Source organism: Polaribacter tangerinus (assembly GCF_038024095.1).
Classification (GTDB): domain Bacteria; phylum Bacteroidota; class Bacteroidia; order Flavobacteriales; family Flavobacteriaceae; genus Polaribacter; species Polaribacter tangerinus.
The window spans coordinates 954,764-967,585 of sequence record NZ_CP150668.1 but is presented as its reverse complement, the minus strand read 5'-3'; the positions used below and the strand labels follow the sequence as shown (position 1 = coordinate 967,585).

At 30.3% G+C, this 12,822-nt stretch carries 11 protein-coding genes; 6 read left to right on the top strand and 5 right to left on the bottom strand.

Annotation, left to right across the window (positions count from 1 at the left end; translation table 11 throughout):
- Positions 1–123 precede the first annotated feature (123 nt).
- A complete protein-coding gene (locus tag WHD54_RS04330) occupies positions 124–1,275 on the top strand; it encodes a cystathionine gamma-synthase (RefSeq protein WP_088324407.1) in 1,152 nt (383 codons plus the stop codon).
- 76 nt (positions 1,276–1,351) lie between these two features.
- Here the strand turns inward: WHD54_RS04330 and WHD54_RS04325 are convergent, their stop codons facing one another.
- The 3 genes from WHD54_RS04325 to WHD54_RS04315 form a co-directional block, all read right to left on the bottom strand.
- Positions 1,352–1,966 (bottom strand): deoxynucleoside kinase, encoded by a 615-nt coding sequence (locus tag WHD54_RS04325; RefSeq protein WP_088324408.1) that lies wholly within the window; start codon positions 1,964–1,966, stop codon positions 1,352–1,354.
- A gap of 63 nt (positions 1,967–2,029) precedes the next feature.
- Entirely contained in the window at positions 2,030–2,707 is a 678-nt protein-coding gene (locus WHD54_RS04320) for a response regulator transcription factor (protein WP_088324409.1), read from the bottom strand.
- Positions 2,700–4,277: a sensor histidine kinase gene (locus WHD54_RS04315; RefSeq protein ID WP_088324410.1), complete on the bottom strand. Its 1,578-nt coding sequence runs from the start codon at positions 4,275–4,277 to the stop codon at positions 2,700–2,702. The genes WHD54_RS04320 and WHD54_RS04315 overlap by 8 nt, the downstream gene beginning before the upstream one ends.
- A gap of 123 nt (positions 4,278–4,400) precedes the next feature.
- Between WHD54_RS04315 and WHD54_RS04310 the strand changes: the two genes are divergently transcribed.
- The 5 genes from WHD54_RS04310 (at position 4,401) to gldA (ending at position 10,590) form a co-directional block, all read left to right on the top strand.
- On the top strand, positions 4,401–4,757 hold the full coding sequence (locus WHD54_RS04310; RefSeq protein WP_088324411.1) for a hypothetical protein: 357 nt from the start codon (positions 4,401–4,403) through the stop codon (positions 4,755–4,757).
- 13 nt (positions 4,758–4,770) lie between these two features.
- A complete protein-coding gene (locus WHD54_RS04305; RefSeq protein ID WP_088324412.1) occupies positions 4,771–5,607 on the top strand; it encodes a GLPGLI family protein in 837 nt (278 codons plus the stop codon).
- A 100-nt stretch (positions 5,608–5,707) separates the two neighbouring features.
- Positions 5,708–6,538 carry a GLPGLI family protein gene (locus WHD54_RS04300; protein ID WP_088324413.1) on the top strand — a complete coding sequence of 277 codons (831 nt, stop codon included), beginning with the start codon at positions 5,708–5,710 and terminating at the stop codon, positions 6,536–6,538.
- Positions 6,539–6,578: 40 nt separating this feature from the next.
- Entirely contained in the window at positions 6,579–9,338 is a 2,760-nt protein-coding gene (locus WHD54_RS04295) for a carboxypeptidase-like regulatory domain-containing protein (RefSeq protein ID WP_088324414.1), read from the top strand.
- A 358-nt stretch (positions 9,339–9,696) separates the two neighbouring features.
- Positions 9,697–10,590, top strand: a complete 894-nt coding sequence (gldA, locus tag WHD54_RS04290; RefSeq protein ID WP_088324415.1) for a gliding motility-associated ABC transporter ATP-binding subunit GldA — start codon at positions 9,697–9,699, stop codon at positions 10,588–10,590.
- Between the two features lie 85 nt (positions 10,591–10,675).
- On the opposite strand, the gene WHD54_RS04285 is transcribed toward gldA, so the two are convergent.
- Together WHD54_RS04285 and WHD54_RS04280 are read right to left on the bottom strand one after the other, a co-directional pair.
- Entirely contained in the window at positions 10,676–11,335 is a 660-nt protein-coding gene (locus WHD54_RS04285; protein ID WP_233131009.1) for an HAD family hydrolase, read from the bottom strand.
- A complete protein-coding gene (locus WHD54_RS04280) occupies positions 11,313–12,647 on the bottom strand; it encodes a D-arabinono-1,4-lactone oxidase (RefSeq protein WP_088324416.1) in 1,335 nt (444 codons plus the stop codon). The genes WHD54_RS04285 and WHD54_RS04280 overlap by 23 nt, the downstream gene beginning before the upstream one ends.
- Between the last annotated feature and the right edge of the window lie 175 nt (positions 12,648–12,822).

Sequence of the window (12,822 nt, the reverse complement as noted above, 5' to 3'; positions counted from 1 at the left end):
CGCTTCTCGCCCAAAAGCGAGAGAGATTAAACAAACCGCTCTATCTGGGCTAACATTCTTTGAAAGCTTGTTTTAAAACTTAAAAGCTCTTTGATGTTCTTAAATCAGAAAAAATAAAAAAGTATGAAATTTAACACTCAAACCATTCATGGAGGTCAGCTACCAGAGCCAACTACAGGTGCAGTTATGACACCCATTTTTCAGACCTCTACCTATGCGCAAACCAATCTTTTAGAACCACAAGAATATCAATATTCTAGAGGTAAAAACCCTACGAGAACTGCATTAGAAAATAGCTTGGCCTCTTTAGAGAATGGCTCAAATGGTTTTGCTTTTGCATCTGGTTTAGCAGCTATAGATTGTATCTTAAGATTGTTAAAGCCAGGAGATGAAATTATAGCTGGTGACGATTTGTATGGAGGAACTTACAGAATGTTTACGAAACTTTTCGAAAAATACGGACTCATATTTACGTATGTTGCAATGAGTAATACCAAAAATATTACAGCTGCCATTACTAAAAACACCAAATTAGTTTGGATAGAAACTCCTACAAATCCGTTAATGAAAATTGCCGATATAAAAGCAATTTCCACCGCAGTAAAAACGATAAATTCTAATATTTTAATTGCTGTAGATAACACTTTTGCGACTCCTTATTTACAACAGCCGCTAAATTTGGGAGCAGATATTGTAATGCATTCTGCAACAAAATACCTAGGTGGTCATTCCGATTTGGTTATGGGAGCTTTAGTTGTAAAAAATAAAAAGTTGGCAAAAGAAATTCATTTCATTCAGTTTGCTGCAGGTGCTATTGCAGGTCCAATGGATTCTTTTTTAGCTATAAGAGGAATAAAAACCTTGCATGTAAGAATGCAAAGACATTGCGAAAATGCAAACGCAATTGCAAGTTTTTTAGCACAGCACAAAAAAGTGTCTACTGTTTATTATCCGGGTTTTAAAAACAGCGAAAGTTATACTATTGCTAAAAAGCAAATGAATGATTTTGGAGGCATGGTTTCTTTTCAATTAAAAGAAAATACCAAAGAAAAAGCTTTTTTATTTTTAGAAAATACAAGCCTTTTTACATTGGCAGAATCTTTGGGTGGTGTAGAGAGTCTGGCAAGTCATCCGGTAACTATGACGCATAGTGCTATCCCTCAAAAAGAACGAGACAAATTAGGTATTACAGATGGGTTAATTCGTTTAAGTGTAGGTATAGAAGATATAGAAGATTTATTACAAGATATTAGTAAAGCACTAGAATTAGTATAAACTTAACCGAAAGCTAATTCAATTAAAAACCCTTCAAAAAAAATGAAGGGTTTTTTAATAGTATATCTACAGAATTTTAGAACAAGCCATTTATTTGAGCATCTATTCGATCTATTATATAACCTAAATCCTCTTGATTTTTAACAAAATCTAAATTATCTACATCAATTACAAGCACTTTCCCTTTTTTGTAGGTGGCAATAAAAGCTTCATATCTTTCATTTAACCTACTTAGGTAATCGATAGAAATTGAGTTTTCGTATTCTCTACCTCGCTTGTGAATTTGACTAACTAGTGTAGAAATATCCGCACGCAAGTAAATTAATAAATCTGGTGGTTTTACTAAATTTTCCATCAACTCAAATAAGGAGGAGTAATTGCTAAAATCTCTATTTGTCATTAAACCCATAGCATGTAAATTGGGTGCAAATATATGAGCGTCCTCGTAAATTGTTCTATCTTGTATAATGTTTTTACCAGACTCTCTTAGCTCTAAAATTTGTCTAAAACGACTGTTTAAAAAGTAAACTTGTAAATTAAAAGACCAACGTTCCATTTCTGTATAGAAATCATCTAAGTATGGATTTTCGTTTACAGATTCAAAGTGGGGTTTCCACTGGTAGTGTTTAGCTAATAGTTTGGTTAGCGTAGTTTTACCAGCGCCTATGTTTCCTGCAATTGCAACGTGCATAAATAAAATGTATAAAAATTTATTGGTGCATAAAGGTACACATTTTTTAGAATTGACACACCATTAACAAATCAATTTATAGCCAAAACCTCTGCTGTTTATAATTTGAACATTTTTATCATTTTGAAGTTTTTTTCGAAGTCTAGAAATAAATACATCCATGCTTCTAGCAGTAAAAAAATTGTCATTGCCCCAAAGTTTATTTAAAATAATAGTTCTTTCTACTACTTCATTTTTTTTATTAAAAAGTAACGAAAGCAATTGTGTTTCTCGGTGAGTAAGTTGTGTTTCTTTATTGTATATAGTAAGTGTTTGTTTGGTAATATTAAACTGATAATTGCCAATTTTAATAATTTTAGTAGCAGTTTGCTGAACTTCTCTTTGCAGTAAATTTTTTATTCTTACTATTAACTCTTCCATAGAAAATGGTTTTTTTAAATAATCATTTCCGCCGTTATTAAAACCTTCTAAAACATCTGCAGTTTGTGATTTTGCCGTTAAAAATATAATAGGTATTTGTTTGTTTTGCTGCCTTATTTCTTTTGCCAATGTAAAACCATCTTTTTTTGGCATCATTACATCTAAAACCAAAATATCTGGTAGCTTTGTTTTGTAAATATCTAAAGCTTTTTCGCCATTTTCTGCATGAAAAACAGTAAAATTTCTAGATTCTAGGCTTTCTTTAACAATCATGCCTAAACTTGCTTCGTCTTCTGCTAATAGTACTTTTACGTTATTCATTGGGTAAGGTTATTTTAAAAATAGTACTATTTTTTGTTGATGAAAGCGTTACACTTCCTAAATGTTTTTCTATAATTTTTTTGCAATAATACAACCCAATTCCAAATCCTTTTACATCGTGTGTGTTGCCTTTTGGTACTCTGTAAAATTTATCGAAAATCTTTTCTTGTTGCTGTTTATCAATTCCATTTCCATTATCTGCTACAGAAATTTCTGTGGTATTTAAAACAGCATTTATATGTATTTCAATTCTGTTTCCGCCATATTTTACAGCATTGTCTATTAAGTTAGAAATGGCGTTTTCTAGATGAAAAACATCAACATTTAAATAGATAGGAGTTAAGTTGGTAGAAAATGTAATTTCTTTTTCTTTAGAAATTAATTGGTGTTTGTAAACTTGCTTTTCAATAATTTCTACAACATCTATGCTTTCTTTTTTAAGAATAAGTTGTTCGCTATCTAAAGTGGCAGTTTCTAGGAGTTTCTCTACCATTTGATGTAATTTTTTTAACTGTATAGAAGACATAGAAAGGTATTTTTTTGTTTTTTCTTTATCGTCTAAAACATTAAAATTTTCTATAGCTTCTATTGCTGTAGAAACTGTTGCAATGGGTGTTTTAAATTCGTGTGTAATATTGCTAATTAAATCGTTTTTAATAGTTGCCAATTCTTTTTGTTCTCTAATTACCTTTAACAAATAAAACAAACTAGAAATTACTGCTAAAGACAATAGTAAAGAAAGAGAGATGCCAAAAAAACTACGTTTTAAAGCCTCGAAATTTGGGTTGTTGTAAACCAGTTGAAAGCTTTCATTATCTTTTAAATACGTAGATTTAGAGCTTACAGTAAAAACAGTTGCCTCTAATAACGAATCTTTTGTTTGATGAAAAAGGGTGTCGTTTTTTAAATGATGAAAACTGGTTTGTAGTTCTATTTTCTTTTGTTTTAGTTGATTATTAATTAAAGAATCTATTTTTGTATAATCTAATGAAGTATCTAAAAAAGAAATAAAAATGGGTTTTAAATTGGTTATTAATTTTAAACTATCTGCTGCTTTTTTGCCTGAATAAATTTTTGCTTTTGGTTTAGAAGATTTTTCTTGATAATTTAAATTTGTGTCAGTTTTAAATTTGGATAAAAGTGAAAGTGATTTTTTATGATGTTCTTGATTAAAACTGTTTACAAAACTTATACCAGTATTAAGTAAAGAATCAGTAGAAAGTTTGGTCATTTTTTGATTAGAAGAAAACTGTAAACTCTGTATTTTAACAGAGGCTTCACCAGGAACATTGTTTTTAATTTTTTTTAAAATTTCACCTAGCTTACTCTTGTTAAGTTCCTTTTTGTTACTATTTAATTCATTTGTATTTATAATAGTTAAAATGTTGTTTTTTGCAATGGTTGCATAGTATTCTTCTACAGCATTGTCTAAACTTAATTGAATTTCGTTAGTAACTTGTCTTTTGTTTTCTTCGTAATTTTTATAATTCCAATAAAACTGTGTAGCAATAGTTGCTAAAATTGTAAGGGCAATTAAATAGATAATCCACTGGTGTTTTTTTATAATCATGTTACAAATATAGTTTCTAAAAACATTAAATTCTATGGCTTAACAATCGTTAACATTCGTTAACTGTTCAGCTGGCAAAAAAGATGCATCTTTGTGTGCCATAGAATCACTAATATTTTTACCATGAAAAAAATACTATCATTACTTTTTTTACTTACCAGTTTTATAGTAACTGCTCAGCAAGAGCAAGCAACTGATAAAAAAGAGTTCACAACAACACAATCTTTTAAATATTCTGTAAATACTATTGAAAATTTAGAAAAGTTAAATTTTTCTGATTTAAAAAAAGTTTTTAAAGACAATAAACCTACAGATTTAATTGAGGTTTCTTTTGAAATTGATTTACCAAAATCAACAAATAAATTCAAATCTAACGTAACTGTTGGTGTAGAAACAAAAAATCTGGATAGTTTAATTATTAGGTTACATAAAATTCAGAAAAAAATAATTAATATTTCAAAAGAAGTCACCAATAAATAATAATAGCATTATCATGAAAAAATTATTCACAGCTGCTTTAATAGCAATAACCTTTTTTTTACAAGCACAAAATTTTCAAGGAAAAGCAATTTACAAATCATTTACAAAGTCTACTTTTAAAATAAAAGAAAGTAATAAAGATGCAAAAAATGACAAGTTGCAAGCACAAATTATGGAGCAACTTAAAAAGATGAATCAAAAAACTTACATTTTAACATTTACAAAAAATGAGTCAGTTTTTAAACAAGATGTTGCTCTTAAAACCCCCAATCCAAAAGCAGGTGGCATACAGATGATTTCGTTTGGAAGTGGAGAGAATAAAATTATGTATAAGAATTTAAAAAAGCAGCAATATATTCATCAAACAGAAATTATGGGGAAAGTCTTTTTAATAAAAGACGACATTAAAAATTTAGACTGGGAAGTTACCACAGAAACTAAGAATATTGGTAATTATACTTGTTACAAAGCTACTTACTCAAGAGAAGCAGAAAAAAGCACTATGAAAATGGTAAATGGTGTATTTGATAAAAAAACAGAAAAGTACATAAAAACTACTACAGCTTGGTTTACTCCGCAAATTCCGGTTAGTAATGGGCCTAAAGAGTACGGTGGTTTACCAGGTTTAATTTTAGAAATAAACGACGGACCTACAACTATCATGTGTTCAGAAATTCAAATGAAAAATGATAAAGAAATAACTATTTCAGTTCCGAAAAAAGGGAAAAAAATTTCTCAAAAGAAGTTTGATAAAATAAAAAAAGAAAAAGACCAGGAGATGCTAGAAAAAATGAAAGGGAGAAAAGGAATGGATCTGGGAAGAGGCATTAATGTTAGATTTGGCGGATAATCAGATTTTTTTTCAAATGAAATTAAACCTTTAAGATTTTTTTAAGTCATAGGTTTGTAGGATAACAGTAGTTTTGAAAAAAAAATCAGATTAAATTATTATGAAGTCAATATTATCAATCGTATTTGCATTTATTTTAAGCACCACTTTTGCGCAAAAAAACTTTCAAGGAAAAGCCACTTATATGTCTAAAACCACCATGGATATGAGTAGGTTTGGAGATCAAATGAGCGAGCAAAGGAAAAAGCAAATGATGGCTCGTATGAAAAATTTCTTAGAAAAAACATACACCCTTACATTTAACAAAACTGCCTCTTCTTTTAAAGAAAATGTTTCTTTGGAAGCACCAGGCTCCTCAGGTCCAAGTTGGGGTAGAAGTAACGGACAAGGTTCTATTTACAAGAATTCTAAAGACCAAAAAATGGTTGAGGATGTAGAACAGTTTAGTAAGCGATTTTTAGTTACCGAGAAAATGGTACCAGAGCAATGGGAGTTGGGAACTGAAACAAAAAAAATAGGTCAATATACTTGCTATAAAGCAACACTAACTAAAGAAGACACCAATATAGATTGGGGAAGTATTTTTCGAAGAAGAGGAAATAACTCTAAGAAAGACTCTACAAATTCAGCACAAAAGGAAGCAAAAAACATGTTAACTATTACGGCTTGGTATACCCCTCAAATACCTGTTAGTACTGGTCCAGATAAATATTATGGCTTACCAGGTTTAATTTTAGAGGTAAATGCTGGTAGAACTACCATGTTGTGTACAGAAGTAGCTATAAGTACCGATGGAGAGTTAGTTATTGAAGAACCAACTAAAGGAAAAGAGGTCTCTAGAGAAGAGTATAATGAAATTATTAGAGTTAAAACAGAAGAATTACGAGAGCAATTTCAACGAAGAGGTGGCCGTGGACGAGGTAGAATGTAATTATACTTCATATAAAGAGATATTAACACAATAAAAATACATGAAAAAAATAATATTCATCGCCATTTTAATGGTGGCTAGCATTACTAGTGCTCAAATAGAAATAAAGGGTGTGGTAAAAGATTCTATCGGAAATCCGTTAGAAATGGCCAATGTAATTGCATTAGATACCGTAGCAAAAAAGATTGCTTCTTATGGTTTTACAGATGCTAACGGAAACTTTAAGTTAGATGTAAATAGAAATACTGTTTACAACATAAAAATTAGTTACATAGGATTTAAAGAAATTAGCGATTTTATTAAAACTGCCTCTTCTAACGTAAACAAAAACTATACAATGTTAGAAGACAATATGTTAGATGGTATAGAAATTGTTTCTAAAATGCCAGTAACTGTAAAAGGCGATACGATTATTTATAATGCGGATTCTTTTAAAAATGGTTCTGAGCGAAAACTAAAAGATGTTTTAGAGAAATTGCCTGGAGTAGAAATAAATGATGCAGGGCAAATTGAAGTAGAAGGTAAGGCAGTAGAAAAAATAATGGTAGATGGTAAAGAATTTTTTAGTGGAGACAGTAAGTTGGCCACAGAAAACATCCCTTCTAATGCGGTAGATAAAATACAAGTTTTAAGAAACTACTCTAATGTTAGTCAATTAAGTGGTGTACAAAACAACCAAGATAGAGTTGCCATAAATATCAAGCTAAAAGAAGGAAAGAAAAACTTTTGGTTTGGAGATATCACCGCTGGTGCAGGAAATGCTCCTGATACAGGTTTGTATTTGTTTCAGCCAAAACTATTTTATTATAGTCCAAAATACACGATAAATGTTATTGGAGATGTAAACAATTTAGGAGATGTTGTTTTGAGTAGACGAGATTTGAGAAGTTTTGGTGGTAATTTTCAAAGTCAAAGTCCATCTAACGGAACAAACATAAGTATTGGAGAAGCAGGTATAGGGTTTTTAACTGCAAATGCCAACAATGCTAACAGAATAGAAACCAAGTTGTCTGCTCTTAATTTTAGTTATTCACCTAATAAAAAGTTAGATCTAAGTGGGTTTTTAATATGGTCTAGTAATAGCAACGGACAAAGAAATATTAATACAATCGACTATATTAATCCTAACACACCAGATGATGTAGTAGATAATACTACAGACCAAACGAGTAATACAGGTTTGTTTAGATTTACAACAGTGTACAAAAAAGATTTTAATAATCAATTGAATTACAACTTATCTGGTCGTTTTACAAACGAATTTAGAGTAGATAATATAAACTCTCGTGTTTTAAGCGATATCACCGAAACAGAAAACGCTACACCTTATACTATTAATCAAGATTTTAGTTATTTTTATACAGCGAGTGAAAAAAGTATATTCGCTTTAGAGGTAAAACATTTATTGCAAGATGAAGACCCTTTTTACATAGCTTCACTAGAAAATGATCCAAATAATAACAACGAATTAGATAGAAATGATAGAGATGGTTTCGACGATGCAGCAGCTAGTTTAGGATTAGATAGAAGTAATCTTTTTTACAATTTAGAACAAGATAGGCGTGTAAAAACAAATCAGTTAGATGCTAAATTAGATTATTACTATATTTTAAATTCTAAAAGTAATTTAAACTTTGTGGGAGGAACCATTTTGAGCAATCAAAATTTTAATTCTCGTTTCTTTCAAATTTTAGACAATGGTACTCAGCTAAATCCAACGCCGACTATAAACGGAATTACAGACCCTCAAACAACTAATGATACTGAATATAATTTTGCTGATTTTTATGCAGGTGTTCGGTATCGTTTAAAAGCTGGAATTTTTACATTTACCCCAGGTTTTACAGTACATTCTTATAATTCTAAAAATACACAATACGGTACAGAATTTTTTCAGGATAATTTTGTGAGGTTTTTACCAGAATTTCAGGCAATAGCTCAATTTAAAAGAAGTGAAAGTTTACGATTTAGCTACAGGCAACAAGTTAATTTTACAGATGTAAATCAAATTGCTAGAGGTATTGTAGCCAATGACTATGATTCTTTTTTTGCAGGAAATGCAAGTTTGTTAAACGCAAGTTCACATAATGTAAGTCTTAATTACAGTAGTTTTAATTTGTTTAATGGTACCAATGCTTTTGCAAGAATTAACTATAATAAAACAATAGATCAAGTGAATAGAAATACCATTTTTCAGCCTAACTCCGTTGTTTCTACAAGTACTACTTTAAACTCTCCTCTAGACAATGAAAACTTTACAGCTTTTGCTAATTTTGGAAAGCGTTTTAGAAAAATTCAAACGTCTTTAGGTGGTAATTTCTCTTATAATAAAACGTATCAATTTTTAAACTCTTTAGAAAATACCAACGAAAGTATCAGCAGAGGTATCAATACAAGAATAGGTACCAATTTTACCAAAGCACCTAATATTTCGTTACGTTATAGTGTTTCTTTTCAAGACCAAAGCAACAGCTCTAGAGCAACAGATATAAAGTCTGTTATACACAGACCTTCTATAGATTTTGATGCTTACATCTGGGATTCTGTTACACTTACTTCCGATTATTCTTTTTCTGAAGTTAGACAAAACGGTAATAGCACAAATAATTTTAGTGTTTGGAATGCTAAATTGGCCTATAGAAAAGATAGAGATGCAAAGTGGGAATATGAATTGGTAGGTAACAACTTATTAGCAACAGGTTCTCAGGCTTCTGTAAACCAAGGTATTATATCTTTTAGTATTAACGAGCGTTTTATTTTACCAAGGTTTGTAAGTTTTAGAGTACGATATTCACTTTAAGCTACATTTATTTATCAATTAAAAATGGCTCAATATATATTGAGCCATTTTTATTTTGTTTACTATTCTCGTAATAGGAGTTTATTAGCAATAAAATCTTCTTTTCTTGCAGCTGCTAAAAGTATAGTGTTATTATGGTTGTTTATAAGTATTAGTTTTTCTTATTTTTACCAGATTTAGGTACTTTGTGGTTGTATAAACAACGCTATAAGTATGCTTGGGAAAGTATAAAGAATATTAGAAAAATTAAAGCAGATTTAATAAATTTATTAAACTAAACTCTTTTTTATTTCGTTTTTAAAAACAGTATTATTGCCGATTTTGATGACACTAAACATTGAAAGTTTATATTTGTAATATGTCTATAAAAGTAACATCTGTAAGTAAATCTTATAAAACACAAAAGGCATTAAATGACGTGTCATTTTTTGCAGGTAAAGGAGAAATTATTGGTTTTTTAGGTCCAAATGGTGCTGGGAAATCTACGTTAATGAAAATTTTAACGGGTTATATTCAACCCACAAACGGACAAGTTTATATAAACGATATAGATGTTTTACAATTCCCAATTAAAGCACAAAAAAGTATTGGGTATTTACCAGAACACAATCCTTTGTACAAAGAAATGTATGTGCGTGAGTATTTGCAATTTAGGGCTGCAATTTTTAAAATAAACAAAGGTGATATAGAAACTTGTATAGAAAAAGTGGGCTTAAAAAAAGAAGTTTCCAAAAAAATTAGTCAGCTTTCTAAAGGCTATCAACAAAGGGTAGGTTTGGCTGCGGCAATTTTGCACAATCCGGATGTGTTAATTTTAGATGAGCCAACTACTGGTTTAGATCCAAATCAAATTATAGAAATTAGAACTTTAATTAAAGAGTTAGGAAAAGATAAAACAGTTCTTTTTTCAACCCATATTATGCAAGAAGTAGAAGCAGTTTGCGATCGGGTATTAATTATTAAAAAAGGTGAGATTTTGGTCGATAAAAAAATAGATGCTCTAAAAAAACACAAACATCAAGTTATAGAAGTTACGTTTGATATTACTGTTGATGTAAACTTATTTAAGAAATTACCAAATATAGTATCTCTAGAAAATACAACAGAAAATACCTGGCAGTTAGTTTTTGAATCTGACCTAGATATGCGTTCACAAATTTTTGACTTAGCGCAAGAAAACAATCTTAAAATTTTAGGATTGAATACTCAGAATAAAAATCTAGAAACTTTTTTCAGGGAAGTAACAGGATAGTTTTCTTACTGTTTAGTTATTTAGAAAGCAGCAAAAAATTTTATGAATTGTTCTACAAAATTCTTCCAAAAAGAGAGAAAAACAACTACTTTTTTAAGTACTCATAAGCTTCCAATAACGACGTAAAAACCAATTCACTACCACCTGCTTTAAGTTCCTCTTCACTATATTGAGTTGTAATTCCAACAGGAACCATTCCGGCCAACTTTGCAGCTTGTGTACCTGTTAAACTATCTTCAAAAACCCAAATATTTTTAAAGTCTTTTTGAGAAAATCCTAGTGCTGTAGCTAATTTAATGTAAGGCTCCGGAGCCGGTTTCGGGTTTTCGTAATCTTCAACACCAAAATAAGTGCTAAAATTTAAGTTTAATTGTTGTATGCTATTTTTTAAAAATTGCTTGGTAGCATTACTAGCAATTCCATAAGGAATTTCTTTTTCGGTTAAAAATGAGGTTATTTGTTCTACACCCGGCAATACGATTGGTTTGGTAAAGTACTTGTCTAAATGAGTATCTTTTAATAGATATAATTCTTCTGCTCTTTGTTCTTGGCCAATAACACTACAATAGTATTCTGCAATTAGCCGTGGCGATTTACCTGCATGACTTTTGGGAAACGGTGCAATTTCTTTGTTAAAAAGTTCGTTAAAAGCAGTTCTCCAAGCGTTGCCATGACTTTTAAAACTATGCACAACAACACCATCAAAATCAAATAAAAAACCTTTAGGCAACAACTTTTCTAACATTTGCAGTTTTCTTTTCGTTTACTAATTTAGATAAATACGGATTTAAAAATTTATTTGTCGGATCTAGTTCTTTTCTCAGAGATTTAAAATCTTCCCATTTAGGATATATTTTAGAAAGTTGACTATCTTTTGCGGTAAAACGTTTTCCCCAATGAGGTCTTCCTCCATATTTTAAAAATATTTTTTCAACGGTTTTAAAGGCTTCGTATGTATCTGCAGTAGCAGCATTTCTAGAAACACATCCCATTGTAACAATGTCTTCTTTATATGCGTAGCTAAGCCAAGCGTTATCTTTTTCTACAAAACGTACATCCATTGGAATATGGATAAAAGACTTGTTATTCCATTTGTTAATCTCTTTTTTTAGTTCTTTAAATACCTGTGGAAACTTGTTTAAACCAATAGTCCATTCGGCTAATTCTAGCGTAGAACCTCTAGATTTTGTAACAGTTGCTTGATACAATGAACCTTTGTGCTCTTTCTTTGAACTAAAAAAACCAATATATAACAACTTGTTTGCAATGGCAGTAAGCCAAGGAAATACGTGCGTATATTTATATAATATTTTAGAAGCAGTTCTTCTATGCTTTAAAAACTTAGGACCTAAGTTTTCAGTAACTTCAGTTTCAGGAGCTATCTTATCTCCTGTAATTACATATCCTTTATTAGTATGTGGCAACCATAATACTCTTAAAAAATCGTGCTTTTTCAAACGATTTTTAATTTTTGGCAACCATTCCGAATCGTTTTCTGGTCTTTCTTTAACATGGAGTGTGTAAGCTGGTTCACATTTAAATGTTATAGTAGAGAGCACTCCTAGCATGCCTAAAGATACTTTTACTGCATTCATCAATTCATCATTGCTTTTAATTTCTTTTACAGAACCGTCTGCTAATATTAGTCTGCAAGAGGTTATATATTCCGATAATAATTTGCCACTTGTACCATGTGTTCCGGTTGCTAATGCACCACCAACAGTAATAGTATTTATATCTGGTAGGCAAGGTATGCACCAACCAACAGCTTCAATAGCTTCTAACAAATCTTTTAAAATAACACCAGACTGCACTGTTATGGTTCGCTTATCATCATCATAAGAAACTATTTTATTATAGTTTTTCATGTCTATCAATGTGTCTGTACCTGCGGCAATATCTGCAGAAGATTGTTTATTACCAAAAAAACGGATTTTTTTACTATGGGCAATTACTTTTTGCAATTCGCTTTCTGAAGTAATTTTATATAAAGATTTGTAGCTGTGTTTTACATTCTCGTTCCAGCTTACCCAAATACCGTTGTTTTTTTGTTTCATTATTTTAAAAAATTATTAAACAAAAGTATATAATATAAAACAGATGCTTGTGTTTTAAAATGTTAAGAAAAACAAAAATAGGAACTATTGAATAAAAGGAGACTTACATTACAGATGTCACAAAAATATATCAATATAATTTTTAGGTTGATAGTTATTTGATAAAAAAAGACTG